General features: G+C 52.1%; 29 protein-coding genes and 1 tRNA gene. 12 read left to right on the top strand and 18 right to left on the bottom strand.

The annotated features are described in order from the left end of the window. Both ABI361_10600 and ABI361_10605 read left to right on the top strand, forming a co-directional pair. The coding region (locus tag ABI361_10600; protein ID MEO9321113.1) for a 4Fe-4S binding protein at positions 1–134 on the top strand (134 nt) is incomplete at its 5' end. Positions 135–169: 35 nt separating this feature from the next. Continuing rightward, on the top strand, positions 170–658 hold the full coding sequence (locus tag ABI361_10605; GenBank protein ID MEO9321114.1) for a pantetheine-phosphate adenylyltransferase: 489 nt from the start codon (positions 170–172) through the stop codon (positions 656–658). A gap of 39 nt (positions 659–697) precedes the next feature. Here the strand turns inward: ABI361_10605 and pstS are convergent, their stop codons facing one another. The 3 genes from pstS to ABI361_10620 all read right to left on the bottom strand — a co-directional run bounded on the left by pstS (position 698) and on the right by ABI361_10620 (position 2,632). Next, a complete protein-coding gene (gene pstS / locus ABI361_10610; protein MEO9321115.1) occupies positions 698–1,840 on the bottom strand; it encodes a phosphate ABC transporter substrate-binding protein PstS in 1,143 nt (380 codons plus the stop codon). 167 nt (positions 1,841–2,007) lie between these two features. Then, positions 2,008–2,286 carry a hypothetical protein gene (locus ABI361_10615; GenBank protein MEO9321116.1) on the bottom strand — a complete coding sequence of 93 codons (279 nt, stop codon included), beginning with the start codon at positions 2,284–2,286 and terminating at the stop codon, positions 2,008–2,010. Beyond that, the gene (locus ABI361_10620; GenBank protein MEO9321117.1) at positions 2,279–2,632 is read right to left on the bottom strand and encodes a response regulator; all 354 of its coding nucleotides are present in this window, start codon (positions 2,630–2,632) and stop codon (positions 2,279–2,281) included. Before ABI361_10620 ends, ABI361_10615 begins: the two co-directional genes overlap by 8 nt. 260 nt (positions 2,633–2,892) lie before the next feature. Here ABI361_10620 and ABI361_10625 point away from each other — a divergent pair, with 260 nt between their 5' ends. Beyond that, the gene (locus ABI361_10625) at positions 2,893–3,231 is read left to right on the top strand and encodes a hypothetical protein (GenBank protein MEO9321118.1); all 339 of its coding nucleotides are present in this window, start codon (positions 2,893–2,895) and stop codon (positions 3,229–3,231) included. Here the strand turns inward: ABI361_10625 and ABI361_10630 are convergent. Together ABI361_10630 and ABI361_10635 are read right to left on the bottom strand one after the other, a co-directional pair. Further along, positions 3,228–3,551, bottom strand: a complete 324-nt coding sequence (locus tag ABI361_10630) for a hypothetical protein (GenBank protein ID MEO9321119.1) — start codon at positions 3,549–3,551, stop codon at positions 3,228–3,230. The two genes, ABI361_10625 and ABI361_10630, sit on opposite strands and share 4 nt — an antisense overlap. Continuing rightward, positions 3,552–4,718 (bottom strand): tryptophan--tRNA ligase, encoded by a 1,167-nt coding sequence (locus ABI361_10635; GenBank protein MEO9321120.1) that lies wholly within the window; start codon positions 4,716–4,718, stop codon positions 3,552–3,554. A gap of 56 nt (positions 4,719–4,774) precedes the next feature. Between ABI361_10635 and ABI361_10640 the strand changes: the two genes are divergently transcribed. From ABI361_10640 to sepF, 4 genes are all read left to right on the top strand, one after another. Further along, on the top strand, positions 4,775–6,316 hold the full coding sequence (locus ABI361_10640) for a phenylalanine--tRNA ligase subunit alpha (protein MEO9321121.1): 1,542 nt from the start codon (positions 4,775–4,777) through the stop codon (positions 6,314–6,316). Continuing rightward, complete coding sequence (gene pheT / locus ABI361_10645; protein ID MEO9321122.1) at positions 6,304–8,016, top strand: phenylalanine--tRNA ligase subunit beta; 1,713 nt, start codon at positions 6,304–6,306, stop codon at positions 8,014–8,016. The genes ABI361_10640 and pheT overlap by 13 nt, the downstream gene beginning before the upstream one ends. A 132-nt stretch (positions 8,017–8,148) precedes the next feature. Next, positions 8,149–9,186 carry an asparagine synthase-related protein gene (locus ABI361_10650; protein ID MEO9321123.1) on the top strand — a complete coding sequence of 346 codons (1,038 nt, stop codon included), beginning with the start codon at positions 8,149–8,151 and terminating at the stop codon, positions 9,184–9,186. Between the two features lie 137 nt (positions 9,187–9,323). Further along, entirely contained in the window at positions 9,324–9,602 is a 279-nt protein-coding gene (gene sepF / locus ABI361_10655; GenBank protein MEO9321124.1) for a cell division protein SepF, read from the top strand. Here sepF and ABI361_10660 read toward each other — a convergent pair. Next, on the bottom strand, positions 9,594–11,477 hold the full coding sequence (locus ABI361_10660; GenBank protein ID MEO9321125.1) for a beta-CASP ribonuclease aCPSF1: 1,884 nt from the start codon (positions 11,475–11,477) through the stop codon (positions 9,594–9,596). The genes sepF and ABI361_10660 overlap by 9 nt on opposite strands. 724 nt (positions 11,478–12,201) lie before the next feature. On the opposite strand from ABI361_10660, the gene ABI361_10665 reads away from it, so the two are divergent. Continuing rightward, complete coding sequence (locus ABI361_10665) at positions 12,202–13,269, top strand: NAD(P)-dependent glycerol-1-phosphate dehydrogenase (protein ID MEO9321126.1); 1,068 nt, start codon at positions 12,202–12,204, stop codon at positions 13,267–13,269. On the opposite strand, the gene ABI361_10670 is transcribed toward ABI361_10665, so the two are convergent. The 9 genes from ABI361_10670 to ABI361_10710 all read right to left on the bottom strand — a co-directional run bounded on the left by ABI361_10670 (position 13,266) and on the right by ABI361_10710 (position 19,083). Continuing rightward, positions 13,266–13,733 carry an SRPBCC family protein gene (locus tag ABI361_10670; GenBank protein MEO9321127.1) on the bottom strand — a complete coding sequence of 156 codons (468 nt, stop codon included), beginning with the start codon at positions 13,731–13,733 and terminating at the stop codon, positions 13,266–13,268. The genes ABI361_10665 and ABI361_10670 overlap by 4 nt on opposite strands. A gap of 83 nt (positions 13,734–13,816) precedes the next feature. Next, positions 13,817–13,907: transfer RNA gene (locus tag ABI361_10675), tRNA-Cys, on the bottom strand. Between the two features lie 51 nt (positions 13,908–13,958). Further along, positions 13,959–14,567: a DUF99 family protein gene (locus ABI361_10680; GenBank protein MEO9321128.1), complete on the bottom strand. Its 609-nt coding sequence runs from the start codon at positions 14,565–14,567 to the stop codon at positions 13,959–13,961. A 24-nt stretch (positions 14,568–14,591) separates the two neighbouring features. Beyond that, on the bottom strand, positions 14,592–15,548 hold the full coding sequence (locus ABI361_10685; GenBank protein ID MEO9321129.1) for an EF-Tu/IF-2/RF-3 family GTPase: 957 nt from the start codon (positions 15,546–15,548) through the stop codon (positions 14,592–14,594). A 105-nt stretch (positions 15,549–15,653) separates the two neighbouring features. Then, the gene (locus ABI361_10690; GenBank protein ID MEO9321130.1) at positions 15,654–15,992 is read right to left on the bottom strand and encodes a hypothetical protein; all 339 of its coding nucleotides are present in this window, start codon (positions 15,990–15,992) and stop codon (positions 15,654–15,656) included. Positions 15,993–16,065: 73 nt separating this feature from the next. Continuing rightward, a complete protein-coding gene (locus ABI361_10695) occupies positions 16,066–17,160 on the bottom strand; it encodes a multicopper oxidase domain-containing protein (protein MEO9321131.1) in 1,095 nt (364 codons plus the stop codon). 379 nt (positions 17,161–17,539) lie between these two features. Beyond that, complete coding sequence (locus tag ABI361_10700) at positions 17,540–17,776, bottom strand: hypothetical protein (protein MEO9321132.1); 237 nt, start codon at positions 17,774–17,776, stop codon at positions 17,540–17,542. Positions 17,777–17,792: 16 nt separating this feature from the next. After that, positions 17,793–18,881 carry a hypothetical protein gene (locus ABI361_10705; GenBank protein MEO9321133.1) on the bottom strand — a complete coding sequence of 363 codons (1,089 nt, stop codon included), beginning with the start codon at positions 18,879–18,881 and terminating at the stop codon, positions 17,793–17,795. Positions 18,882–18,912: 31 nt separating this feature from the next. Then, positions 18,913–19,083, bottom strand: coding sequence for a hypothetical protein (locus ABI361_10710; protein MEO9321134.1), 171 nt, complete (start codon positions 19,081–19,083; stop codon positions 18,913–18,915). 149 nt (positions 19,084–19,232) lie between these two features. Between ABI361_10710 and ABI361_10715 the strand changes: the two genes are divergently transcribed. Then, on the top strand, positions 19,233–19,793 hold the full coding sequence (locus ABI361_10715) for a DUF309 domain-containing protein (protein MEO9321135.1): 561 nt from the start codon (positions 19,233–19,235) through the stop codon (positions 19,791–19,793). On the opposite strand, the gene ABI361_10720 is transcribed toward ABI361_10715, so the two are convergent. Further along, positions 19,777–21,060: a CFI-box-CTERM domain-containing protein gene (locus tag ABI361_10720; protein ID MEO9321136.1), complete on the bottom strand. Its 1,284-nt coding sequence runs from the start codon at positions 21,058–21,060 to the stop codon at positions 19,777–19,779. The two genes, ABI361_10715 and ABI361_10720, sit on opposite strands and share 17 nt — an antisense overlap. 179 nt (positions 21,061–21,239) lie before the next feature. Here ABI361_10720 and ABI361_10725 point away from each other — a divergent pair, with 179 nt between their 5' ends. Then, positions 21,240–22,178 carry a ribose-phosphate pyrophosphokinase gene (locus ABI361_10725; GenBank protein ID MEO9321137.1) on the top strand — a complete coding sequence of 313 codons (939 nt, stop codon included), beginning with the start codon at positions 21,240–21,242 and terminating at the stop codon, positions 22,176–22,178. A gap of 40 nt (positions 22,179–22,218) precedes the next feature. Beyond that, a complete protein-coding gene (rnz, locus tag ABI361_10730) occupies positions 22,219–23,139 on the top strand; it encodes a ribonuclease Z (GenBank protein ID MEO9321138.1) in 921 nt (306 codons plus the stop codon). Positions 23,140–23,188: 49 nt separating this feature from the next. Here the strand turns inward: rnz and ABI361_10735 are convergent, their stop codons facing one another. Beyond that, positions 23,189–24,553, bottom strand: coding sequence for a glycosyltransferase family 2 protein (locus tag ABI361_10735; protein ID MEO9321139.1), 1,365 nt, complete (start codon positions 24,551–24,553; stop codon positions 23,189–23,191). A 218-nt stretch (positions 24,554–24,771) separates the two neighbouring features. Here ABI361_10735 and tfb point away from each other — a divergent pair, with 218 nt between their 5' ends. Beyond that, positions 24,772–25,728, top strand: coding sequence for a transcription initiation factor IIB (tfb, locus tag ABI361_10740; GenBank protein ID MEO9321140.1), 957 nt, complete (start codon positions 24,772–24,774; stop codon positions 25,726–25,728). Here the strand turns inward: tfb and ABI361_10745 are convergent. Beyond that, complete coding sequence (locus tag ABI361_10745) at positions 25,717–26,667, bottom strand: metallophosphoesterase family protein (GenBank protein MEO9321141.1); 951 nt, start codon at positions 26,665–26,667, stop codon at positions 25,717–25,719. The genes tfb and ABI361_10745 overlap by 12 nt on opposite strands. Positions 26,668–26,743: the final 76 nt, after the last annotated feature.

Genomic DNA, 26,743 nt, shown 5'->3' on the forward strand with positions numbered 1-26,743 from the left:
AATGGCTGGATACTCCCGGCCACGCGTCGTCGGAGAAAAAGCCGTTTATGAAGAGGGAGAAGGACTGCATATTCTGCCTGGCATGCGAGAACGTCTGCCCGCCTCAGGCAATCAAGATATTCAAGAAAGGATAGTTGCGCTTGTCGCAGGCCTAGGACTCGTCTGAGAGATGGCTCAGCAGTTCAAAGTTGCTGCCACCGGAGGCACCTTTGACGAGATTCATGCAGGCCACATTGCTCTTCTTTCAAAGGCCTTTGAAGTAGCAGACCACGTAATCATCGGAGTGTCAAGCGACAAGTTTGCAGCCAAGCGCGGCAAAAAGCTCAACCACGATTACGATACCAGAGTTTCAAACCTAAAGAGGCTGATAGCGCAGAAATTTGGTACCCCGGACTATACAATCGCAAGGCTGGAGGGCGAATTTGGGCCGGCCGTCACCACCGGGCACGTCGACGTCCTTGTCGCAAGCTCCGAAACCGCGGTTAGAGGCGAGGAGCTCAACGCGACAAGAAAAACCAGGGGCCTAAAGCCCGTCGCTGTCATATCAGTAGATCTTGTACTGGCGGAGGACGGCAACCCCATATCGTCGACGAGAATCCGGCGGGGCGAGATAGACGCACAGGGGAAAATCCTGAAATATTCAGAACGGCCATCGTGAAAAACAAAAAAAGAGGGGGCCGCGTGCGCGGCTGTGGCTTTAACCTAGGACAGGCTGGCCCTTGTAAGTCAGCGAGTGCAGTGTCGCGTTGTCAACCTGCACGACGCCACTTGGCAGAGGCACGTATGACAGCGTCTGAGAGATCTGCTGGCCGTTGGTGATTATCCACTGGATAAAGTTCGCCACCGCCTTTGCCTTGTCTATGCTGTTGATGTTCGTGCTCATGTCCTTGTAGACAAGAAGATAGGTGAAAGTTGCGATTGGATACGAATCGCTTCCCGTCGCGTTGAGTAGCGAGACGTGGGCCCATGACTCATTGCCTGCAGGAAGTTGCGTTGCGGCTGCCGTGACTGCGGCCAGTGTTGAATTTAGGGTAGGCTCGACAAAGTTACCGGCTGCATTTTTGATAAAGCCGTAGTTGAGATGTGAGGTCAGCGCATAAGCCAGCTCGACATATCCGATGGCATAGGGTGTTGAAGAGACCGTGTTGGCGACGCCGGGATTACCGTTCTCACCCAGGCCTGTCGGCCATGAGACGGAAGTTCCGTGGCCTACAGTCGTGTTCCAGTCAGTGCTTGCTTTCGAGAGGTAACTTGTCCAGACAAATGTTGTTCCAGAGCCGTCAGACCTGTGGACGACTACTATCGGCTGGTTTGGCAGGTTGGCAGTCGGGTTGAGTGCCTTGATTTCCGGGTCGTTCCAGTTCTTCACCTTGCCCTGGAAAATGTCGGCAAGTACAGCACCTGTGAAGTTAAGTCCCTTGTGTGCAAACTCGGGCAAGTTGTATGCTGCAACTACTGAACCTATCGTTTCTGGAATGTGCACCACTGGTGCCGAAAAGTTCGATGTCTGTGAAGCGCTCAACGGTGCATCTGATGCACCGAAATCAATTGTCTTTGCCATCAGTTGCTTGATGCCAGCACCGCTTCCAATCGGCTGGTAGTTGATGTTGACCGAAGGATTGCTCTTGGTATAGTTCAACCTCCATTCGTTGATAATCGGGGCAGGAAACGTTGCACCTGCGCCGTTGATGGTAACGGAGGAACCGCTCTGTTGTCCTAGTTGTGAAGGCGCCAGAACTTGGGCATTCGCCGCTGACATGCTTGTCATTGCAAAGGCCGCTGCAGCCAGAAAAAAGACTGCTGCAAATCCGGATGCCTTTTTGGTAGAGAGTTTCGACATGCCCGCATAGGTCAAACATCCGATAAAGCGGTTCAATACATGATCTCTACGATCTATCTATTTTCGGTCACATGTGTTGACAACCTTGACTTTTGCAAAAAGCCAATGAAGGCTGCATGACAACCTGCACAGCACAAGCAAGCGAGCAGTCTAGGCGAACAGGTCAGCTAACCTGCATCGCTCGCATTAGGTTCAGGACACAGAAACGTCCTGTACATATCAGACATCAGGCAGTGATAATTGACAAGTGACTTGTCGTCGCTTGTTTTGAGCATCGTAGCCATTTCCGCATGATAGACGACATTTGCCTTCATGGTACTCTGAAATGCGTCTTTTAGCTTTCCGGGGATAGCCTCATTATGGCCGTCGGCATATTTGGCGACGATTTCATTCATCCAGTTCTCAAGAGTCTGCATAAACTCGTCTCTGCCATCGCGTCTAATCAAGCTGGCGTATCACATCTATTAGCTGATTTACGTGGAACGGCTTGGTCAAAAAGCCGTCAATGCGTGTGGAAGGCAGTACTTTGTCAAACTCGTCACTATTTATTTCGAATGCAGAGGTCAGGATAACACTTAGGTCTTCTCGTATCTCCTTTACTATTCTTGCAAGCTCAAAGCCTGTCATATTCTCCATCCTAGAGTCCGAGACAACCAGATCTGCAATCTTGGGATTTTTCCACAGATCCTGCAATGCCTTATTGGGGTCTGTAAAGACAAGGACATTAAATCCCTGATTCTCCAGCTCTTTTTCAAGGGTCGCTAATGCGTCGCCGTCGTGGGCAACAATCATTATAGAAAGTGTCTTATCGGTACCGTAATCGGGCGTTGGACTTCAACGGTCCCACCATTTTGATGATATACAGTCTATCTTGCCTCGCACTTTATTACGTGTTCTAGTATATAGATTAGACCCGCTATTTTTCTCAAATTACAAGATTGGCTACCAGACTGCTTCTTTGACGAGTCGGTAAAATGCTTTAATCATCGTTTATGCATAGTGCAATAAACATTGATTATCAATCTTTTATTTTCTAGCTGAAATTGGGCCTCGTGATAGCAGACGACCCCCTTGACCTGGCGTCAGGCAGAATCGGACAAGGCGTAAAGAACCTCAAAGAGGGCCTAGACCCCGAGGTTCTTGCTTACTGGTTTAGGCGAATAGAGGACAGGTCAATAGAACTTGTTCCGGACCACCTCAAGGATAAGGTTCACTTTGAGCAGGACAGGATACTTTGGATGAAGTTCAAAATGAATGTGTCAAAGCGCGCGGTTCCCTATGTCATGCAGGTAATCGAGGACTATATTCCAATGATGCCGTATTCGACCGGCCTGTACTTTCGAAAAATTCAGGAAATACTCACAGATGAACTGAACAAAGACCTGCGTTAGCCGGATATGCCGTCGGCAGACGCCGGCCGGGCGACAAGCTCGATCAAGGCCCTCCGGCCAAAACAGCTGCTGGACGAGACAGCATATTTACCGCCGGCAACGGCCTGGATGAGCTTTTGCAACTTTACCGCGTCCTCCTCGCTCGCCAGGACCACCGAGTGCGATGAGCCGTCCCGTAGTTTGAGAATAATCTCACTTCCCAATAGCGTGCTCAACCCCGCGATAAATGTCGAGCCGTCTTTTTGGACCGCTGTCATGCCTGCTAGTTTTTCCGCCTCGTAGTCGTCCTCGCACTCGATTGAAAATATCATCGGAACCATTCAGGCCTCAAACGGTTTGTCGTCGAACATGAATTTCGTCACCAGGTCTTTGGCGCGCTCGCGCCTCTTTTTGAAGGCCGCGATAAAAGGTTTGGCACCCTTGGAAAGATCCGATTTGCACTCGCCACACAGGAGGCCCCCGCTCTTGCATTTGAGCATCCGCTCGTCCGACTGCCTTTCGTTGTCAAAGAAATATCGCAGGTACCAAAAGACGGGGCAACCGAGCGCATTTGCGCCCAGCTCCCTCTGGAGCGCCACAGTAGGCTGGCCACCAGTAAGCGCAGTGGATACCTTTTTGTCAATGACCTCCGGATCGTCGGTCGTAAATACGGCAGTTTCCGGTTTTGAAGACGACATCTTGCCACCGATGCCGAGAGCAGGCAGGAACTTGCTGTGGATTTGCGCGGGCTTGTAGTACCCCAGCCGGTCCGCGACATCGCGGGTCATGCGCCAGTACGGATCCTGGTCGATTGCGGCGGGAATCAAGACTGGCACCTTTTTGCTTTCAAGTACTGATGGAAGAAAGCATGGCGCAGCCTGGACCGGCGGGAAGCCTATCATCCCAATGTTTGTAGAGTTTGTAAATCCAAACACGGACTTGGCAGTGGAAAAAGTGATTTTCTTGGCAATTTCCGTTGCGAGGGGGTAGAGGCTTGCGATATGCTTTGTGTCAATTATTATTTTGGTCTTCTCATGGTCAAAACCGGTCGCAATTACGTCCAAGATATTTTCATATGTATACCGCCTTATCTCCTCGCGAGTCCTGTCGGCTCCGTAAAGATACTTTTCATCGTCCGTGAACTGAAACAGGAGTTTTGAGCCGAACTTGTCCTGTAGATACTTTGTGAAAATCCAAGGCAGAATGTGACCCATGTGCACGGGCCCGGAAGGCCCTCTGCCGGTATAGAGGTAGAAATCCTCGCCCTTCTCGGACCTGTCCAGTATCCAGTCAAAATCACGGTGTGAAAAAAAATAAGACATCTTGAGCATCGGATGAATTTCACCGGTCATGTGTCGAACCTTGGCGAGAATTTCGGAAGTAATTGGCTGTGTGCCGAATTTTTCCACCAGGCGCGTGTAATCGACCTGTCCCTCGACCTCCCAGGGAGTGACGACGAAATCACCTGGCTCGCCGCCGGCTCGCTCGCCGTTTTCATCTTTTTCCAATGGTTTCTCAGCTTTCTGTTAAACGTTTAAAAAGTATTCTTTTGCAAGCAAGTTTTATGAGTGATTTTTCAAATGATCATACTTCCAAATCTCTGTCCATTTCCGATCTTCATCCGATTGAAAAAGACATCCTCCGCCATCTTGCCTCCGCTGAAATGGCCTCTGCAGAATCACTCGCTGCCAGTACCGGCAGAGTCATAGACCAGATTAGACGCGGCATAGAATGGCTGCGGCTCAAAAATCTTGTCTCTGTCTCTGAGGTAGTACAATCGGAACTCGTCTTGGGAGAACTGGGCGCCATAGCCTCTGAAAAGGGGCTGCCTGAGCGCAGGCTGGTATACGCCGTAAAAGCAGGGGCGAGAACAATCGGCGAAGCAATAGCTAGAGGGTTTCTTGAAAAGGAAGAAGCCAATGCTGCCGTGGCAGCTGCCAAGCGCTCCGGCTGGGTCAAGTTCGATCAGGGCACGCTCGTCTGTGTGGACACTGCCGTGGCAGAATTGTCGGCCGAGGAGCGCGCGATTGAAACCCTGAGAAATCGCTCGCCCCTGAATGAAGCGCAGCTGTCAGAGCAAGAAAAGAAAGGCGTAGACCTGCTTAGAGTCAGACCCAAATACATCGTCCTGGTTGAAAGAAAGAATGCGCAAATAACTCTCACAGAGACAGGCAGGCAGGCAGCTTCGCAGGTGAGCCTTTCTAAAGGAGGCTCTGACGAGCATCAAGTCCGAAAGCTGACGCCTGAGTTAATTGCGACAGGCAAGTGGAAGGAGGTATCGGTAAGCCCGATTGATGTCGAGGCTCCCGCTCCCGAAGCCTACCCGGGCAGAGTTCATCCGCTGACCCTGATTATAGACGAGATAAAGGAAATATTTGTCGGTCTTGGCTTTGCGGAAATAGACGGAGACTTTGTACAGTCAGCCTTCTGGAATTTCGACGCCCTCTACACTCCCCAGGACCACCCGGCTAGGGAAATGCAGGACACGTTCTATCTATCGCTGCCAGGCCGGTCAATCCCAGCAAGCGCTGATCAGATTTCAAAGATTTCAAAGGTTCATGAGAAGGGATGGGGCCCCAGGTGGAGCAGGGAGGAAGCCGAGCGTCTTGTCCTGCGCACGCATACGACCCCTGTCACCCTTCAGACATTGGCGCAGGCGAAACCAGAAAGTGCCCGGTATTTTTCGGTCGGCAGAGTCTTTAGGAATGAAAAGGTGTCCTACAAGCATCTTGCCGAATTTCACCAAGTAGAGGGTGTAGCCACATACGAGGGCGCGACCCTGCGCGACCTTGTAGGGCTGCAGACTGAATTTTACAAAAAGATGGGCATCAGCAAGATCAAGTTTTGGCCGACGTTCTTTCCCTACACAGAGCCTTCGCTTCAGAGCATGGTCTATAACGATTCGCTCGGCAAATGGGTCGAGCTGTTTGGTATGGGGATCTTTCGGCCCGAGGTCACACGGCCGCTTGGCATAAAAAATCCGGTCTTGGCTTGGGGCGGAGGGTTAGAACGCATTGCGATGCTGCGCTTCGGGCTCAATGATGTGCGCGATTTGTACAGTAGCAGGCTTTCTTGGCTGAGGCATGTTCCCGAATGCCAGTTGTAAACCTGACAAAGAGCCGGCTGGAAGAACAGCTGCCGGAAATCCCCCTTGATAGACTGTTAGAGGCTCTGCCATTTATCGGTCTGGACATCGAAGGCGAAGACGAAACTGCAATCAGGGTGGAATACAACCCGAACAGGCCGGATTACTCTTCCCAGTACGGTATCGTGCGCGCGCTCAAGGGACTGCTTGAGATCGAGATTGGTATGCCAAAACTGGCAATATCCGGTTCAAGCGGAGTTTCAATAAAGGTCGAACCGGCTGCAGCTGCTCTTCGGCCCTTTGTCGTCGCGCTCGCGGCTACCGGAGGAAGACTTGACGACGACGACATCAGGCAACTGGTCGCCATGCAGGAGGACCTGCACAACGGCCTAGGTCGTAAAAGAAGAAAGGCTTCAATCGGGGTTCACAACATGGACCGAATTAGGCCGCCATTGTTGTACAAGGCGGTTGACAGCGGATTTTCTTTTGTGCCTCTTGGAGAAACCAAGAAAATGAGCATGCTCGAGGTCCTGGAAAAGACCGACACCGGCATTACGTATGCGCCGCTCGCGTCGGATTGGAAAGAGCGCGGCTCGTTTCCTATCATTTGTGATTCCAGAGGCACGGTTTTGTCCTTCCCTCCAATCATAAACGGCGCAGATACCCAGGTAGACGTTACCTGCCGCAACCTGCTAGTCGAGGTCACGGCAACAAGCAGGGTAACAGCCCTTGATATTCTCGCGGTAATAGGCATGAACCTTTCGGATGCAGGGTTTAAGATAAGAAGCGTCAAGGTCATCGAAAGATCAAAGGCTGAGATCACTCCCGAATTTCGGGCAAAGAAAATTTTTACGACTCCCACCTTTCTGAATCAAATAGTCGGCACTTCCTTATCGCCGCGGCAGGTTTTGCACTGCTTGAAGAAGTGTAGACTCGGTGCGTCTTTGAGCGGGAAGCGAATCGTCTGCACCATCCCGAGGTACCGTACCGACATCCAGTCAGAAATCGACCTTGCGGAAGAGCTTTCAATAGGATACGGTATACAAAACCTGCTCCCTTCTCTGCCATCGGTTTTTTCGGCTGGCAGCAGGAGCCTTCAGTCAATGCGTTTTGACGCGATCAGGTCTGCATTGGTAGGCCTGGGAATGATAGAGAACTTGAGTTTCTCGCTTACAGGACAGGGCTCTGGCGACGGCCCGGTCTCAGATACGCAGCAAGCCGGCGCAAGGATCTCGGTGGATTCTTCAAAAAGCGCCGAGCATGTGCTTTTGCGAAGCTCGCTAGTTCCCTCCCTGCTTCAGGCGCTCTCGAGAAACGTGCACGAACACTATCCGCAGAGGCTGTTTGAAATAGGAAGGGTGTTTACACTGTCAGAGTCAAACGCAGTGTCCGAGAAATGGATGGTAGCAGCAGCCATCTGCCATCCCGACGCTGACTTTGTCGAGGCTTTATCATCGGCGCGGGCGGTGCTCGAATTGTCTCTGGGATTGAACGGCCTTGTTACTCGCCGATTGCAGGACGGGGCGGGCAACATGGAAACCCTCCCTTCGCAGTCGAGTCTCTACATAAATGGCCGCCACGCAGAGCTGGTCGTTGGCGGCAAAAATTCGGGTCATGTAGGCGAAATAGCCCCTGCAGTCCTGGAGGCTCTTCGGCTTCGAATGCCGGCGTCCGTCTTTGAACTTGACCTCTCAGCCGTACAGGAAAAGACAAATACCTAGAAGGGGCATCTTTGTGTGAACCCCGTCAAAGAGCATGTTGAGGGCAATCAAATTGATGGCTAACCTGTGAAAGCATGTGGGTCAGAGGCGGGGCACATTAATTTTTATTACGACCAGGCGCGCCTCAACTAGATGGCACTCCCAGAACCGGCAAAGAGCGAGCCCAAGAAGCCGCTGGCTGTGGCGCTACTATCTGGTGGGCTGGACAGCAGCCTTGCCGTTCGAATGATGTTGGAACAGGGCATTGATGTCGAAGCCGTTGCCATCAAGACGCCTTTTTGTGACTTTGACTGTGGCAAGGGATGCGGCCACCGCGTAAAAGAGGTAGCAGACGAGCTGGGAATCAAGCTCAAGACGGTTTACTTTGGCGAAGAATACCTGAGGATGTTAAAGAAACCAAAACATGGCTATGGGTCAGGGATGAACCCTTGCATTGACTGCAGGGCAATGATGTACCGGGCAGCCAAAGATCACATGGATAATATCGGCGCCGACTTTGTGATCACCGGCGAGGTTTTGTTTCAGCGCCCCATGAGCCAGAACAACAGGGCCCTTCATATCATAGAGGATGAAACAGGCATGGCAGGAAAGGTACTCAGGCCACTATCTGCCAAGCACCTTCCTCCTACCGAAGCAGAGAAAATCGGCCTAGTCAACCGCCAGTCGCTTGGCGACATCAAGGGAAGGTCGCGCAAGGGCCAGCTGCAATTGGCGAAAGAGTTTGGCATTGAAGACCCACCCAATGCAGCTGGGGGTTGCCTCCTGACAGACCCAGCTTTTTCCAAGAGGGTCGAAGACGCGATAGATCACGCAGAGGATATTCCGTCACTAAATGACATTGAGCTGCTAAAGGTCGGCAGGCATTTCCGGCTAGACGAAAGGTCAAAGCTGATAATCGGAAGGAACAAGGACGAAAACGAGATAATTTCGTCGCTCTCGGCCCCTTCCGATATCGTGATTGAAGCACGCGACTACGTCGGGCCCACTTGCCTGCTGAGGTCAAGCTTCCCAGTTCAGGAAACAGTAGAGCTTGCCGCGGGCATCGCGCTGAGGTATTCGGACGCCCCCAAGGAAAGCCAATCGTTTGTACGAGTATCGACTGGCGGCTCAACTTCTGAAATCCAGTGCTCCCCTGCAATTGACGACGGGTTTCAGGAACTCCGCATCTAAGCGGGCCGTCGCGCCGACATGCTAGTTCGCCCTTGGTAAGAAATCCTAGACTTTGAGGTAAACCGGAGCTGACCAGCATGACTATTGAGATGTAGGATCACCTTTCACCTCACCCAAGCTGAAGCAGAAGGAATCAGATGCAGACCCAAAAAACACCTGTTTACTTGAAGGCAATTACGCTTCGCGACGCGAGCGACGTGGCTGCCGTCAAAGACGACATTAAGAAGCACATGATACTGATCCTCAGGGTCACTCCTCTGGCACAGAAGGACGTCGAGGAGCTTCGGAAAGTAGTCGAAGACCTGTATTCCTATGCGCAATCTGTCGGAGGCGACATCGCGCGTCTGGGCGAAGAGAGGGTCGTGATTACGCCGCCGGGCGTCAAAATCTGGCGAGGCGCATACGACCTAAAGTAGCTTGACGGCCTCTTGGACAAGAGGATGCTGCGTTTGTATCTTTAGGCTTTTGCTTATGGAGCTTGCAAGGTTTTGTGCCTTTGGCTTTTCGCCGTGGTTGACAAGCACCCTTCGGAGCTTTGGTCTCAGCCTGGCGACATAGGCCATGAGCTGGTTGTAGTCGCTATGGCTATCAAGCCCATGCAGTCTTTCTATCCTACACCTGAGCTCGACCTGCTGGCCGGCATGTTCGGATGACTCTTGAGGGAATGACAAGCTTTTTGCCCGGCCTTCCAGAATTGCCCTCCCTAGAGTGTCAAGCGGTTGGTAGGATACGAATAACAACATATTTTTCGGGTCGCCTGCGATTTGGCGCAGATATTCAAGTGAATTGCTTCCTGAAAGAAAAGCAGAGGAGGATATCACGACCGTCGGCTTTTTCAGGCTGACGACGGTATCAGAGCGTACGAAGTTATCGCTGAACCCAAATTGCGTGGATTCGGACCTGAGTATTCGACTTCGCAGGTCTCTGTCAAGGTATTCCGGAAACGCCTCGTAAAGCGACGAGGCCTTGGCTATCAAGCCGTCGACAACGACGTCGACCTGAGGGGAAACCTTGCCTGACTGGATCAAAGAGTCAAGCAGAAGGACAAGTTCCTGTGATACACCGGCGACCGGTGCAGGGACAAGGATGTTCCCCCCTGCGCCCGCAACAGAGTTGATAAACTGCGCGAACAAGGCTTCTGCCCTTTCACGGGGCTCAAATACATCGTCTCGGCCGCCATACGTGCTTTCTATTATCAGGGTTTCAACGCGTGCAAAATTCCAGGAGGCGTTCTCGAGTGCAATGGTCTTGCCGAACTTCAGGTCTCCGGTATAGACCAGATTGTGATCCCCGTTTCCGATGTGAAGGTGTACTGACGAGGATCCGATAATGTGTCCCGTGTTAGAAAGCACCAGACGGACGTCAGGCGAGATGTCCGTCACCGTACCGTAAGTCAGGGTGATTGTCCGAATGACCTCTTCGGCAATGTCTGTAGCAGAATAAAGTGCGTTTGAGCCTTTGCGCTCGACATAATCATGCTGGAGAAGATACATCAATCCAAGCGTAGGGTCTGTGCAATAGACAGGTCCACGATAGCCGTATTTGAAAAGAGCAGGCAGAAATCCTGCGTGGTCCATATGGGCGTGTGTAAGCACGACTCCATCGATTTGCTCCATGAGCAGGCCCGAAACGTCGAATCGAGGCAGAGCGCTCAACGAGTCGTGTGCTGCGGTGTTGATTCCACAGTCAAGAAGAATCTTGCTCTCTGACGTCAGGAGCAGGATGCACGATCTCCCGACTTCTGCAAACCCGCCCAGCGCGACGACGCTGGCCTCTGCTTCGTTTGTCAATCTTTCGCGAAAGATCTTTTCGCCCACATCGCGATAAAACCGCATGCGCTCTGGCGCATGGGCTGTTAGCAAATCATAAACCGTGCGTAGGACAGAGGTGTCCACCGGCGCTCGTTTGATTTTTACCCTCCATCCCGTCTTTTCCAATAGCTCTATGCTGTCATAGTCGTCCCCTGCCTGAGCTACCAGCCACGGTTTCTTTACGAATGCGATTGCCTCGCCGGTCACAGAATCAAAGAATGTCTCAACAAGCCCGACTTCGGACGAAAGTGATTTTGAAATGATTGACGCACACTCCTTTTCGGAGCTTCGAATGGATTCGTCTGTCCTGACAACTATCCTCTTTTTTATCGCGTTTACAATGTTGGAAACCAGCTGGTGGTTCTGGACCAAGTACGAAGGGTTTCTGGTGTACAGTGCTATTCGAGGACCTTCGTATTCAATTTTGGTAAGGCCAGCCTCCTGCGGCAGGCTCTGCAGGATAACTGCCATGAAACTCATGAATCTAATCTCCACTGTAGTGTTTCAATGTGTTTTTTTGTTTTCTGAATCAATGCATATTCCCGTGTGGAGCGGCCTTTGTGATACGCTCAGCTGGGCCCGTGTATTCTTAGCTCCTCCGGTGCCTTAATTAAGCATTTGGCTCGGGCCGACAGTCCCCAGCCTGCAATTCTGACAGCAATACTATCAAAACCTTTCAAAAGATTGATGGTCACAAGACGGGACATCGACTTTTCACTTTGTCAGGAAACGGGCCTACGGCCCGGTTAGCCGTTAGGTGACTGCACATGGACAACAGCGAAACGTCTTGTTGCTATTTCGCCCAATCCCTCTGCGCCAAAATCATCGCTATAAAGAATCCGGGCGCCATCGGCGTAACTCTTAATTCCTTTGTCTTTCCAAAGCGGAGTTAACCTATGTCGACCCAGATGCACTGTGTTTCGTGCAAATGTAATTCTGACGAGGAATGCATACAGAATGAGTGCTCGTGCTGTACGGAAATGATCCACCACCATCCGAATCACAACCATTCCGGCTTTGCCTGAACTTTCCCGGTGAATCATTCGCCGCTCGCCGGACATACGGAAGTGTGCCCGCGCTCGCTATAGGCAGCCAGAAGCCGAGAATTAAAGTGAAAGGTGCCCGCCAGTTAAGAAAAGTCAGGGTACTCTGCAAGTAGAGACTTGCTCAAGATTAATTAGTTGCCATGGCCCTTTTTGCTCCGTTGGAATCTTCGCCGGTACATCTCATGGAGCTCCCGCGCAAGATTCTGATCGGAGACGGAGTCGTGTCACAGGCAGGCTCTTTTGTACGCTCGATTGAGTCTGGCGTCCGGAACATTGCGATAATTTCAGGAAGAACCGTAAAATCGAGGGCAGGGGCGCAGCTGGAGCAGTCGCTCGCAAGCGAGTCGCTTTCATGCTCATGGTACATAGTAACCGATGCGTCGATGGATACGGTGCTGAAGCTGCGGGAAAAAATAGGCGATGGCAACGCGCCCGACATCGTAATTGGGTTTGGTGGCGGACGCTCGGTGGACATTGCAAAAATGACCGCCTTCAAAATCTCAAGACCGTTTGTCAGCGTCCCTACCTCGGCTTCGCACGATGGCATTTCAAGCCCCTTTGTCTCTGTACGGGGCACAGACAAACCACATTCCATAAAGGCAAACACGCCCATAGGGGTGCTGGCAGACACGACGCTCCTTTCGCAAGCTCCTCCAAGGCTGCTTGCCGGGGGGTGCGGCGACCTGGTTGCCAAGCTTACGGCGGTGAAGGACTGGGAACTTGCGCGTGACAGCGTAGGAGAGTATTTTGGAAGTTACGCCGCGAATCTTGCTTCCATGAGCGCAGAGATCATTCTCGACAATGCCGACAGAATTGTTGACAGGCAGGGATTTGGTATCCGGACTGTGGTAGAGGCCTTGATTTCTGCAGGCGTGGCGGCATGTATCGCAGGTAGTAGTAGGCCTTGCTCCGGCGCGGAGCACCTATTCAGCCACGCGCTCGAATACGTTGTGGGCGCGGAATGCGGCCTTCATGGCGAAAGAGTTGGCCTTGGCACAATCATGATGGCAAAGTTGCACGGCCTTGACTGGCAGAAGATAGTAAATGCGCTTCAGAAAGTCGGAGCCCCTGTCAGGGCAAGAGATATAGGAATTGGCGACGAGCAGGTTGTAAAATCACTAGTCGCTGCCCAGGGTCTGCGACCGGAGCGCTATACCATCCTCGCTAGAGAAAAAATAGACTCTAGCGCGGCAAGACAGCTGGCGCACTCGGTCGGTGTAATTTAGCCTTCCAGCGGATTACCAGTTTCAAGGGCCGAAATGGTTGCCTGCTTGCGGGCCTGAAATATCTTGGAAATTGTAGAGTAGGCATAGCCTTCGAATAACCCTCCGAGCGGGCCATACGGCAGCTCAAACAGGCCGCTGTCAGCGACCAGGGTGACACCGGGCTCGACCGTCCTGAAATCGTGGATATGTTTCCATGTCTTGAAAGGGCCACTTATCATCTCGTCTTCATACCTGTAGGGACGCAGCAAAGTGATTTTTGTATGCCATCGCAAATGAAAAATCATAGGTCTTGCATCTAGCCAGACGTCCGCCCCCTCGACCATGGCGTGACCGCAGCTTGACCTTACAACCCTTAGCCTGAGCGCCTTTGGTGTTATGACGTCCAGGTGCCTCAGGTCAGTGTAAAAGTTCCAGACAGCCGGAAGGTCCGCGCGAACTTCAAAGGTAAATGAAAAGTTCTTCAAGTCAAGGCAGCCGCCCGCAATCGATCGAGCACTAGAAGGAGCCAGTATTTGAATCTCCCATTGGCCTTGTGCGAGACAGCAAAAGGTGGGGAGGGGATTCGAACCCCTATAAATCCGCTGACTGCAAGGGCAATCCCACTGCAGGCGAACGCATGGCCGCTCTGCCACCCCACCACTTGCCGAAGCCCTTGGTGGACTTTGGCAAGCCTTGATCGCAAGCGAGTACTATTTTAAAGCATGGGAATACGAGCGCGCGACGAGTTTTGCAACTCTTATTGGCTCTGGTAGGGCGCCTTGGAGGTTGAATCTGTTTGTGACTTTTTGTGCCTGTTTCAGGTCAAGGCCCCAGTAGCGGATGTAGACCTGCTTTCCAGTGTCAAGAGTGATTTTATCGCGCACGCCAAGGGTGTGGTAAATTTCAAGCCGCCTGTCCGAATCGGGAAATCTGTCGCGTATGATTTTCTCGAGTCCCTTTGAGGGTCTAAAGGTGACTGCTACAACCGGAATTCTGGCGCTTGATACGATTCGCGCTGGCTCAATAATGTTGTACATGCTGATTATCAGCCCGTCAAGCATTACGAAATTAATGTCGGTCCTATCTAGCGCTTGGTACATTGACAAGATAACATCGGTGGCATCGAGTCCTTCCCGAGTCGCTTTGCCAAGAACAACGCCATCTATTACCCAGTCCTTACGCATCACAATGCCAGCAAGCGCAGAGTGTGCTCTTCCCCGGGCACAACTTTCAGCTACTGCAAAAACCCTGATGCCCTTCTTTTCAAGGTGAAGCCGCTTGCTGTTCTCGATGCGAAGTTTAGCTTGATAAAGCGATATAAGACTACTGGCGGCGCGGAGCTGCTAGCGAATCGGGCCACGGCCCACAATCCTTGTTGACGGACTGTCGGGCTTTAGCAATACGCAGTTCTGCGCAGACTCGACAGCAATAGGCTTCTCAATTGAAATTTCAAGCAGTTCGCCTTTTTCTCCTTTCACGCCCGTATGCTTGATCTTCGCAGAGCGGATTTGCGCCCCTACGGATATCAAATAAGTATGAGTATCAGGAAGGTCTCCCTTAAAAAAAGGGCTCTTGACGAAATCTATTGATATAGAATTTCCAGACGCCTTGACGCCTGGCTCGGCACCTTCTGGTTGCGCCAGCACATCGCCCCGAGAGATTTCGTCTGCAGTTACCCCCTTAAGAGCGAGTCCGACGCGGGCAGGACTTGACGCTTCCTGGACAGGGTCGTCGTGCATTTGTATCGATTTTATCATCGCGCTCTTGCCAGAGGGTAGCAGCACAAGATTGTCGTACGCCTTGATGGCTCCTTTCCTTACGACTCCCAATGCTACGGTACCCACGCCCTTTACGTCGAATGCGTGGTCAATCACAACCACTGCTTTGCCCGCTCCCGCGATGGGCTTGAGCGCCGCCATCTCCGCTTTTAGCGAGTCAATGTTGTCGAGAAACTCGTAGTTTGAAATCTCGGTAGACTTGAGTAAACTCTTCAGTTTTTCTCTGTCAACTGAGTATCCGTGGAGGACGAATCCGGCCCTAGGACCAGCAGCGTCAAGTGACATCACTTGTTCGCCTAGAAACTTGTCGAGCTTGTCGACGTTTAAAATGGCATATTCGCCGATGCTAACGGCCTGCATCAGCGGCTGAATCTTGTCAGGATAGGTGACCGGAGACGTCCATGTGTAAACGGTATCAGCAGTTTTCCTATCATAAATGACAAGGTCAGTGGCTGTCCCCTTTTTTCCTAATTGGGCGCCTAGGGAAGAGTCGCCAAGCAAGACAAAGTTAACGCTGTTCAATACTCTGATGCGTGTGGCTCTTCGTTGATAAAATCCTAACTCTATATTGAAGGAATGTCCTATTACCGAAAGCCATCGGGATTCTATTGACGGGCCAGATGCGGACTAAGGCTTTGCTACCGGGATGAACGCTTCTTCTCGAAGCTCAGGACTCGTCGAACTGGACCCGGCTTCGTCGAGTGTAAAGACAAACCTTGAGCCGACAAAATCTTCGGTGCCTTCCTTTTGCCAGTTAACTTTGTATTCCTTGGTAAGCTGCTTGCCTATTATTTTCACGGACTTTGGGGCTTCCGCGTACAACTTTTCAACTTTTTCAGGGTTTTTTGTCATGAGCAGGGATCGCCTGCGCCTCATGAGGTACTTTACTGCCACGTTCCTGTGCACCTGGCCCTCGACTGGGATCTTTTCGGCACCGATATCAATTATGAATTGCCGCTTGGTCAATCCGTTTTTTTTCAATTATAAGAATAGAAAAGCTTTGCGGCACAAATCAAAAAAAGGAAAAAGGAGGGGGAGCTTAGCCGCTCATCGACATGCCAGCCATCTTCATGTTTTCAGACATTGAGGATGGTCTGGTCCCGTCTGGCTGGTCGCCATCGGTTGAAGCTGGGTCGGCCACTACAGCAAACGCAGCGCCCTTGAGCACGTGCGACATGTTGTGGTCAACACCTACGTACACGCCCGGATCTGGGAATGTTGCCTCGATTACTGATGCGGAGCCTGGTGGAATGGTCCATGTCTCGTCGTTCCTTACGATTGTACCATAGCGGTTCATGACAGAGCCGTCCTTGACATCAAGTTGGCCTGCGATGAAGTGGAACGCGACATAGCTGTCTGTACCTGGGTTGACGACATACCATCTTGTCAGTTCACCCGGCTTGACTTTGAAGACTGTCGCATTCTTGTTCAGTGTAATCTTGGACACTGTTCCAATGCTTGGTACGTACTTGTGTGCCATGCCGTTGGTCAGTATGAGGTCTGGTTGCTCGTTGACTAGTTTGCCTACGTCAAATGAGCCAACTACTCCGTTTGTGCCCTTGAAGAGACCCTGGTCTGCAGTGTTGTAGAGGTCACTGAATACCATGTAGAATTCCTTTGCTGGCTTTTCGTACCGTGGGTGCACTACGATTCCGCCATACATGCCGTTTGCCATGTGCTCCCATACGCCGTTGAGGCCGTCAGCACCGCAGTGATATAGGAATGCTCCTGCGCTTACTGCATCAAGTTCCCATGTCTTGCTCTGATTTGGCTTTACAGAGCCAGAGAGAGCATGAGTTGGACCGACGCCTGCGTGGAAGTCAAGACTGTGAATGTTCTTGCCCTGGTTTATCAGGGTGATCATGACCTTGTCGCCTTGGTCCACAGAGATTACCGGACCCGGGATTGTGCCATTAAAAGTCATGGCGTTGTACATGATGCCGCCAGGGTGCAGAATGTTATCTGGAGCTACCTGCACTTGTTTCTCAATTGCGATCAGCGTTACGTGCCTAGTTCCGCCCATCATAGACTGAGCAGTGGCATTCGATAGCGAGGAACCCGAAAGAAGTGGGCTCAAAAGTAGTCCTACTACGAGAACGCCGGCAGCCAGTCCTGCAAGGATTGCCTTGTTCATCAGGTACATGGCGAGAGGGGTAATATATAAAAATTTTCGCTTAGTTAGTAGCATATCTGAATTCTAGAACACTATTGGCGTCCGGGGCAGAATTTCAGGAAAAGGCCCCCGGCACTCCAGTTAGATTTAACTGGAACATGTGCGGATATCGTAAGGATGTCGCATTTTGCCCCGAAAGGCCGCAAGCCCCGGTCCGCCAGGCGAGCAAGAAAGCCTCTCCAGGACGGCTGGGTCAAGATATCCAGAGGAACATGGATCAAGTGCACATATGCTAAATGCGGCTACCAGTGGGAATACTTTGGAGGCCACAGATGGGCGGAGTGTCCCGCCTGCCATTGTTCAATGAAGGTCTCGGCGGCTCGTAAGGAGTATCTCCTCTCTAGTCGATATACAGTGAATCAGAACTGGGCAAGAGACGAAGAGCCACGGAGTTCATTTGGCGGTCGTGTATGACCGCAACGGCTTCACCGATCTTGTTCTGCTCCCCAATTGCCTGCAAATAAAAATTCAGCGTCTGCATGTCCTCAAATGTCCTTGAAGAGACAAGGGAAAGATCCGACTTGTATACCTCCATTGAAATTGTGTCTGGGGCTTTGGTTATCTTTATCACGTGCATGGCACAAAGCCCCCTATTACAGGCGGCCCGCAAGGGCCGACTTTGACCTTATCGCGACAACGGCTAGTACAATCGAAGCGGCAAGGGCAAGTGGTGCAATTGGATATTCCGGGACCACCGCGACATTTTCAACCTGGACATGGTGTTCGCCCTTTGGAATAAAGAGGTTGATTGAAACGGTGCTGCCATCTGAAACAGTCGAATTTGAGCCAACGGGAGAGCCATCCATCAGCACCTGCACGTGCTGATCCTTGGATAACTGTGGAATCTTGAGGCCTATCGGTCCGCCGTCCGGATTATAGTGAACCACGTCAAAAACAATACTGTTGCTAGAGTTGTCATACCTGAGAGAGGAGACTTTTGCAAGCGCCCTCAGATCGAAGGCCAAGAACTTGCCGCCGCCCAGGTCAAGTGTGGTTATCGGGTCCCGGAGGTCAACTCCGGCGCAGCTGTAGTAGAGCACTTTGGACCTTATTGCAGGGTCAGGAGAAGCCACGAACGCGGCAATCTGGCCGGGCTTCAGTACAGGAATCACGTTGCTTTCAACGCTGTCAAGCTGTGTCATGTTGATATCATGCACCGAGGCAAAGATCCTCACATCGTAAACGGGAAATTGGCCGTCATTTCGAACCGTTCCCGTAAGGGACCTTGATTCGCCTACAGCCATGTTGGTGTAGTTCAGCGTCAAGACGCCGATATTTGGTTGGTCAACCGGCCTGGCGTCTGCAATAAATGCGGCTCCTACTGGCTTTTGGTTTGCGGGCAAAGTCAGCTTGAATGGAGAATCAGTCGATGGCCAGATCACGTGGCCATATGTGCTGTTAGAAATAGAGCCGCTTTGCTTGCCGTCTGATACATTCACTCCAATCTGCACGCTCAAGGGTACAGTATCGGTGTTCCGGACAGTACCCATTACGTTTAGTCTGCCTGCAGAGTCAGTAAATGTCGATTGTTCGAGGAACTTTATGCTCGGATGACCGGAGGCGGTAGGCATTCCCGTCTTGCCGCCAGGTTGTATTTCCCCAGATGAAGCAGAGGCTGCGCACACCATCGAGCAGAGCATTACAATACTAGCCGTAAGCGCGATTAGCGCTCGTGCGAGCACAACGCTGCTTTGCGGAAGAGCAATTTAAGTCTCATCCCCCGGCATTTTCGCCAGTAAAAGCCAGGCTGTCAAGATAGGCGTCTATGAGAATATTAATGGCGTGAACATAATCGACGTCAGCCTTTTTCTCGCTTGAAAGGTCGCGCACTATGCTGGTAAGCCGCTTGAATGTCTGATCGTCAAGGGAGATGGTATGGGCCATCGGGGCTTCTGAAGCGGTAACGCTATTTATTGCTTAGAAGCTCCGCTCTGAAAGACTGTCCCAAAGTCCCTGCAGAATGAAGCACCGTTACTCCAAAGGTACTCGACGGACTTTTAACCGGCGTGGCACAATATCGGAGAACGGCTACATTGGAGCGATACATGGTTCATTTGAAGAACGTCTCGTACTCGCCGAGGGAGGCACAGGAACTATTGAAACTGGCGTCGGATCTTGTGGCGAACGGGGTCATTGTTCGCGACGCAAGGGTTTCAAAGAAATACGTAGAGTTTGACGTAAGCCTTCCCGAAGAGGCTTCACTTGAAGCCGTTCTCCGGGGCCTTGAAAATATTTCACCGGTTGTGGAATTTGAACAGGTAATCGAACGCCACATGACAAAGGAAGAGGCTATTTCAAGGGCAGTCCGCCTATTTAATGACGAAAAGTACTGGAGCGCCCACGAGGCATTGGAACAAGTCTGGAAGAATACGTCCGGTAGCGAGAAGGCGCTTCTCAACGGATTAATATTGATTGCAGCGGCCTTTGTCCACGACGAGAAAGGCGAGGCAGATATCTGCAGGTCCATACTGTCGAGGGCTGCGGCCAAGTTTGCCGGGATATCAGGGTCGTACCACGGACTAGATATTGATTTGATAAAGTCGCAGGTCCAGGATATCCTTCAGTCAGGGACCATACTCAGGTTTTCAATCTGACATATCGGTAAGCCGCCACCGGACTCGCACTCAGGGCGCTGATAACAAGGATAGACGAGCCCAACATAGCAAGAAACGGATTCGAAAATAGCACTCCGAATAGAACGGCGGCTGCACCTGAGCAAGAGGCAATTAGCACGGTTCTAATGACAAGCCCTGACCTCGGGCCCGGTCGGCATCGCGTTGCAAGTGCGATCGAGGCGGCAACCGGCGCTAAATAGAGGGCTCCTATGAGCAAAGAGGCAGCCAAACCGCTGACAATTATCGCAAGTTCCGGCGACGCATAACCCTGTACGCTGATGTCAATGCCCCTGCTGATCTCAAGGGCAAAGAGCAGCGGCTGAATTGCAATACGGACAGACTGCTGCATCCATGGGGCAGATCTCTCATAATCCGCGACAGCAGGGCTGAATGAGTAATACCACTGGTTGAAGACCAGCATGAAATTACTGCCTGCAAAAGTTCTAAGCGCGATGTCATCTCGAAATTCTCTGAGCGTCTGTACCTGCGGCGCAAAGTCGCTTCCAAACGCAGCGGTAGCTATCAGGCACCTAGGTACGGTTTTGCCAGGTGCAGGGGTAACGCTGTAGGAACCAGATTTTGCATCCAGGTCAACAGGAGAGGACTTGAACTGATCCGACTGCAGAACCACTGTATAGCGGACCGCCTTGTAAGTCTGCGATTTCTCCGTTACGGCTATGCCAAACGCGCCTGTGGTATTCGCTGGTATGTCGGCGCTGCCAGGCACAGACTCGGCAAGGGCCTTGCCAATTGCAATCACGTTGCCATCCTTGTCATACAGGGTCGCAACTGCCAGCGCATCGGTTGCAGTCACGTTCGCCTGGTTCTGCGCAACCAGGTTGACGTAAAACGTACCCAAGAGATCCAGCCTTGAATCAGATGAAAGAACTCTGAGCAGGTTCGCAAGCGGAGACTGCGCGGGATCTGATGAAACGGTCAGGGTGTAGTTTGCGACTCGCGATGCGTTGCCGGTGCTCAATAGCTGAATCTCAACCGGGGACACGTCACCGGGGTCCAACTGGCTCAGTGCGGATGACGTGTTGCTCGACCCGATTCTGGCCCCTGACCTGTCAAAAAAATTCGCTGTCACGACAATATTCTTGCGAGACACCTGCAGATTGTTCTTGATATCCGCGTAGACGTGCAGGATTTTGCTTTCATCAACAAACGATGACTTGTTCATTAGTTGCAGAGACTGAACCTGTGCGCCCTCGGCACTCGCCGGCACGAATTGAAATTGTGCCAATACGAGAAGGCACATTGCACCGGACATAGGCACGCGAATAGAGCGCCATCCTGCAAGCAATCACACCGGAGCGACTTTTGGTCACTTTTGAGTGTATCTTGAAAGCCGCGGGAGTCACGGAAACCAGTTGGCGAAATAATAGATATTAAGAGCCACTCGCTTCCCTTCAAGAAACCCCGATGGACCCTCCACTTATGGTCCTGCCCGGACCGTCATCGCACGAGCTGGCCGGCAGGATTGCATCCCAACTCGAGGCCCCGACTTTGCCTGTTGATGTCAGAGTTTTTTCAGACGGGGAGAGCAAGGTCCGGCTGGGCGAGCAGCCCCCGCTTTCGGCACGGGACAAGCGGTGCGTAATAGTCCAGTCCACCCATCCGCCGGTTGACAGAAACCTTATGCTCCTGCTCATGATGGCGCAGGGCTGCAGGCGGCTCGGAGCTGCCGAAGTAATCGCGGTTGTACCTTATCTCGGCTATGCCCGGCAGGACAAGTCTTTCCTGCCCGGAGAGGTGGTCAGTATTGAGCTGGTGGCAGACCTGATGCAAACGTCAGGCATATCGCGGCTGATTACCGTGGATATCCATAGCAAGCAGGCAGAATCTCTTTTCCAGATTCCCGTTCAGGCGGTATCGGCCGTGCCCCAGCTGGCAAGCAGCATCTTGGATATGGGGCTCAAGAATCCCGTTGCTGTTTCGCCGGATACCGGAGGCGTCGCAAGGGCCAAGGAATTTGCCCGGCTGATGCAGGCTGATTTTGGCGCGCTGAAAAAGACTCGCGACAGGCAGACCGGCGACGTCTCCATTGACGAAAAGATAGATTTTGACGTGGTAGGAAGAGACGTGGTACTTGTTGACGACATGATAAGCAGTGGCCACAGCATCGCCAAGGCGGCGCGGGTCCTGCTTCGCAACCGCGCGTCTGCGATTTATGCAGCATGCACGCATGCGCTCTTGATGGACGACGCCACGTCCAGGATGAAGGAGGCCGGCGTTTCTGAAATAATCGCGACCAATTCTGTCCCGAACATTTTTGAGCGAGTAAACCTAGCTCCCTTACTGGCCGATGCCATAATCAATTATCCGGTAATCAACAGCTCGATGGGCGGAAGGCTATCTTGACGCTTCGTATGACACGACTCTCCAAAGCAGGTTGGCCCCGATGGTAAACCTGACAATCACCTTCCTGGGAACGTCATCGGCTGTTCCAACGCCGGAACGCGGCCTCTCTTCCATCGCGATAACGCGGGGAAGCGAATTGCTGCTTTTTGACACCGGCGAGGGCATGCAGCGGAACTTCATAAAGGCCGGACTTGGAATGAACCGCAAAATGAAGGTCTTTATCAGTCACATGCATTCAGACCACTGCATAGGGCTGCTTGGTCTCATGCAGACCATGTCGCTGCAGGGCCGCACAAATCCACTTGATGTTTACGGCCAGCCGGCTCTGAGGGAGTTTATAGTAGAGAACATGAGGATAATCCGTTTTGGACTGGGGTTTGACGTCAATGTACATACAATAGAAAAAGAGGGCGTCATCGCGACCGAGCCGGATTACAGGATATCATGCCAAAGCGCGTCGCATTCAATTCCTGCACTTTCATTTTGTTTGGAAGAATTCGAACGGCCGGGAGTCTTCAGGGTCGAAAGGGCCAAGGAGCTCGCCCTGCCTGAGGGCGAGCTGTATTCCAGGCTCCAGCGCGGCGAGGACGTCGAGTATCAGGGAAGGAAAGTAAGGTCGGCTGACATGCTCGGTCCGCCCAGGCGAGGCAGGAAGATCTGCATTTCAGGAGACACAAGGCCCACCGATGAGCTGGCCGCTTTTTTCGATGCCGCTGACGTCCTTGTTCACGAGTCTACTTACAGCACCGAAAAGCAGGACAAGGCGATAGAATACTTTCACTCGACAGCCCGCGAGGCCGCAGCAATCGCCAAGAGAGCGAACGTCAAGAAATTGTTTCTCACTCACTTTAGCGCACGCTACGACGAAACGGAACTGCTTCTGAAGGAGGCGCTGTCAGTCCATCCAGACGTAACTGCTGCAGATGACTTGATGGAAGTCACCGTGCCCTACAGCGAATAGTCAGCACTTAATTCATTCCCTCCTCTTCTGCGGTTTTTGAAGGCTCTGTCTACTTGCGAATCACGTAAAAGTCGTACACTGGAGCCTTTTTGGAGCTGTTCTTCCTCACCTGGTATTCTATCATTGCGTAAAATGCGGGAAACGTCTCCACCAGGCCGATTATGGGACTCAGAACAAGAGTCTGCACATGAATCAAAAGCCTCTTTGCCAAACGCACTTCAGAATGCCGGAGATTCAGGAATAACCCGACCTGGTACGATGATAGCCAGACCAGCGAAGTGAACAAGAGCAGGATCCCCACTGCAACGTCCACGGGCCCTAGTTTTACCACGGACTGGAGCATTGATTCCAGTGATATCGAAGTTATTGCATTTGAGGAAAATGACAGTAGTGCAGAGCCGAATTGATAATTGGTCCGGGGCAGTTCGAGGAGGAAGGGCGCGTAATTGTTAATTGAAATTGCCACCGAGGCGACTGCGGAAGCAAAGCCCATGAAGTAAGTGACCGATTTGAACATCAGTTTGAATCTGTGCCATGCAGGAAAGCGGGCCATGTTCTGCATCGTTCCAAGGACCCACCTTCTCCGCTGGAAAAAGTGGTCTTTCAGGTTCAGGGGCGGCTGCTCGAGCAGCATTCCGCCGTGCCAGCCCATTGAATCCCGGCCGTAACGCTCGTAGACTTTGTAGCCGAACATCTGGTCCTCGGCGAGAGTTGGGCCGAACTTCCACTCGATTGTATCCTCAACATCCGACCTCACAAGAAGATTGCTTCCGTGCATGTGCAACGGCGGCGGGTTGGTCATCTGTGACACGCAGTCATAGCACGTGAAAGGACGGATTGACTCGGCAATGGCAGTCATCCTGTTAGCGCTTTCAAACTTTAGCGGATAGAATATGGGCCCCTCGGCTGCAACGCCCCTGCGTTCGCGGATGAATTTCAGTAATGCAAGCAGGGTCTGCGGAACCACATAGCTTTCATCGTCCATGTGAAAAATCCAGTACTTGTCGGATGCTTTGGCGTTCTTTCGGCGATGCTCGACCGCGTACTGGAGCGCCCGTCCCTTCTTGACGGCATTCGTCCGAAATTGCTTGTTTACCACCACGACCTCGCACATGCCGGATAGCGTGCGAATATCTTCCGGGTCGTCAGACACCACGCAGACCTGATACGAGTGGTAATTGAGCCTGGCTGCCGCGGACTTTACCGAGTTTATGCCACGGACTACTACCGGAGTTTTTGTCGCAGACCTGGTCGTAATCTGGAAAATAATCACAGGGTCGTTGTGGACCCGAGTTAGGTCCTTCTCTACGAATATCCTTCTGTTTTGAATTATGCGATGGACCGAAATGGCTGCGATGGGGACGTAGGAGAGCCAAAAAAAAGTCGCGATAGAAATCAGAATCAGGTCAAGCAACAAGTCTTAATGAGCACGATGCTTTAATAAGAGGTGCATAGACGTTGACGGTGAAATTCTCTAATATTGACAGAATAATGTCTTGTAAGATTAGTCCAGAGCGCATACAAGAGAATATTCATGTTTGCTAGAAAATCAAAGGATAAGAGCGCCGTTCCTGCGATTCTCTGAATTCTAGAAAAACTATAGATAATAAAACATTCGGCGACTTGCAATCTATGGATGCAGCTGACCAACAAATACAATCAGACAGGCCCGGACTGGAGCTTGGCGGACGGAAAGGCGACAGTCCCGCTTGCGATCACTGCGGCAATCAGGCAATAATACTTGACACCTCATCTTACGAATTTGTATGCTCATCATGTGGTTGCGTTTCCGAAAAGCATGAAGACGTGCAGAGCACTGCCGAGGCTTTTGCTTCGCCCGAGTATGGGGACAGGTCAAGGACGGGAATGCCGGATTCTCTGGCAGTGTACCACAGGGGCCTTTCGACGCTCATTGGCCTGGACGATACCGACGCGCGCGGAAAATCACTCGAACCCGCGCAGCGGCTCAACATGCAGAGGCTCCGGACCTGGAATAACAGGTCCCAGCTGAACGATTCAATTTCGCGCAACCTGGAAAAGGCGCTCAAGTTCCTCACGAACTTTGGCGACAAGCTGTATCTCAGCCAAGCGGTAATGGAAAGCGCTGCATACATCTATAGAAAGGCCGCCGGCAAAAGGCTGGCCAAGGGCAGGTCGACTCTCGGCCTGGTCGGAGCCTCGCTTTATGCAGCCTGCCGCGAAACTGCCACACCCAAGACCATTGCGGATATTGCGGGGGTCTGCAACCTTACCAGCAAGGACGTGATGTCGCATTACAAGCTGATACTGAGGGAGCTGTCGCTTCAGATGCCTGTCCTAAACGGGCCGGATTACGTCACGCTTATTGCAAACCGTCTGCGTCTGTCAGAGAAGACAAAGAGGGAAGCGCTGGGCATCTACGCTCGGGTGCAGCAAAACGGAATTTCTCTTGGAAAGAATCCACGGGCTTTGGCAGGGGCCGTGATTTACCTTGCATCACAGAACTGCAACGAATTCTTGCGGCAGGTTGAAATCTGTCAGGTTGCCGACATTTCAACTGTGTCGCTCCGCAAGCGCTGCAAGGAAATCAAAGGGGCACTAGGTATCTAGCACGTGGACATACTTCAGGAGGCTCTCGCAGTCTGACACCTTTTCGATCTCTTTCGAGCCGATGTCCAGGTAGGCTGCCTTGAACCTCGGGTATGCCTCAACAGTCGAAAACAGGGTCAAGACCTTCGACTTGTGGTCAGTCCTGTAGCCAAGGCATGGCTCATGGCCTCGTATCAACACCTTTGTGCCCGTCTCCGCGATCCAGCTGTCCGTGACGGCCTGTCCGAAGTGCTTGCCGTATCCGCGCCTTGAGCGCTCCCAGTTCATGCCGGCAGGCAGGTCTCTGGGATCGTTCCAGAGAATTTCTTCATAGCAGCTGTCGCTGTTGTGATTCTCCCTTGCCTGCGAAATGGTCTTGATTGGATCATGGACGGATGCCACCGGCAATCCGCCGTGGACAAGCAGCGCAAACCCTTCCACTATTGCCCCAAGACTCAGAAGGTCGAAAAAGGCCAGAATTTCCCGGTATACAGAATGTGAATCGCGGGCTCCAAAACGTGTCATGACCTGATAAGGGAGATCGTGGGAGGCAAAAGGCAGTTCGACAGGGCTTTCATGGTTTCCTCTGAGCAGGACTATGGAATCAGGGTACTGCGCTTTTAGGGACGCAACAGTATAGAGCACTCCGAGAGAGTCGCTCCCCCGGTCCACATAATCCCCGAGAAAGACCAGCTTGTTGCGCGGTTCGGCGAAAAAGTCCGTGCGGTTCAGGCTTTCCAGAATCCTTGCAAGGCTCGCGCGGTCGCCGTGAATGTCTCCTATGACCGCGACGCGTTGCGCGGAGGAGATCTGGACGAGTTCGCCGCAGACCCTCGAGTCTGCCTGACGGCCACAAGTCCGCTCATTTTTCAATACCAGCGAGGCGGAAGACAGAGCGTCAATTAGTTTTGTCCGGAACTCTTCAGTCGAGTCTGGGCTGTCGGCGACGCGAGTATTCAATTGCAAGTCGGGATTATTACCAGAATGGCGCCTCATTTATGCCGACTCTGATTATATAAGGTATAACTCTTCTAGG

Source organism: Nitrososphaera sp. (genome assembly GCA_039938515.1).
Classification (GTDB): domain Archaea; phylum Thermoproteota; class Nitrososphaeria; order Nitrososphaerales; family Nitrososphaeraceae; genus Nitrososphaera.

Excerpts from the sequence above, each read along its gene's own strand:
- rnz (MEO9321138.1), top strand. The coding sequence starts at position 22,219 with ATGGTAAACCTGACAATCACCTTCCTGGGAACGTCATCGGCTGTTCCA.
- ABI361_10700 (MEO9321132.1), bottom strand. The coding sequence starts at position 17,776 with ATGCACGTGATAAAGATAACCAAAGCCCCAGACACAATTTCAATGGAG.
- sepF (MEO9321124.1), top strand. The coding sequence starts at position 9,324 with ATGCAGACCCAAAAAACACCTGTTTACTTGAAGGCAATTACGCTTCGC.
- ABI361_10605 (MEO9321114.1), top strand. The coding sequence starts at position 170 with ATGGCTCAGCAGTTCAAAGTTGCTGCCACCGGAGGCACCTTTGACGAG.
- ABI361_10660 (MEO9321125.1), bottom strand. The coding sequence starts at position 11,477 with ATGAGTTTCATGGCAGTTATCCTGCAGAGCCTGCCGCAGGAGGCTGGC.
- ABI361_10620 (MEO9321117.1), bottom strand. The coding sequence starts at position 2,632 with ATGATTGTTGCCCACGACGGCGACGCATTAGCGACCCTTGAAAAAGAG.
- ABI361_10695 (MEO9321131.1), bottom strand. The coding sequence starts at position 17,160 with ATGAACAAGGCAATCCTTGCAGGACTGGCTGCCGGCGTTCTCGTAGTA.
- ABI361_10725 (MEO9321137.1), top strand. The coding sequence starts at position 21,240 with ATGGACCCTCCACTTATGGTCCTGCCCGGACCGTCATCGCACGAGCTG.
- ABI361_10630 (MEO9321119.1), bottom strand. The coding sequence starts at position 3,551 with ATGGTTCCGATGATATTTTCAATCGAGTGCGAGGACGACTACGAGGCG.
- pstS (MEO9321115.1), bottom strand. The coding sequence starts at position 1,840 with ATGTCGAAACTCTCTACCAAAAAGGCATCCGGATTTGCAGCAGTCTTT.
- tfb (MEO9321140.1), top strand. The coding sequence starts at position 24,772 with ATGGATGCAGCTGACCAACAAATACAATCAGACAGGCCCGGACTGGAG.
- pheT (MEO9321122.1), top strand. The coding sequence starts at position 6,304 with ATGCCAGTTGTAAACCTGACAAAGAGCCGGCTGGAAGAACAGCTGCCG.
- ABI361_10640 (MEO9321121.1), top strand. The coding sequence starts at position 4,775 with ATGAGTGATTTTTCAAATGATCATACTTCCAAATCTCTGTCCATTTCC.
- ABI361_10710 (MEO9321134.1), bottom strand. The coding sequence starts at position 19,083 with ATGGCCCATACCATCTCCCTTGACGATCAGACATTCAAGCGGCTTACC.
- ABI361_10650 (MEO9321123.1), top strand. The coding sequence starts at position 8,149 with ATGGCACTCCCAGAACCGGCAAAGAGCGAGCCCAAGAAGCCGCTGGCT.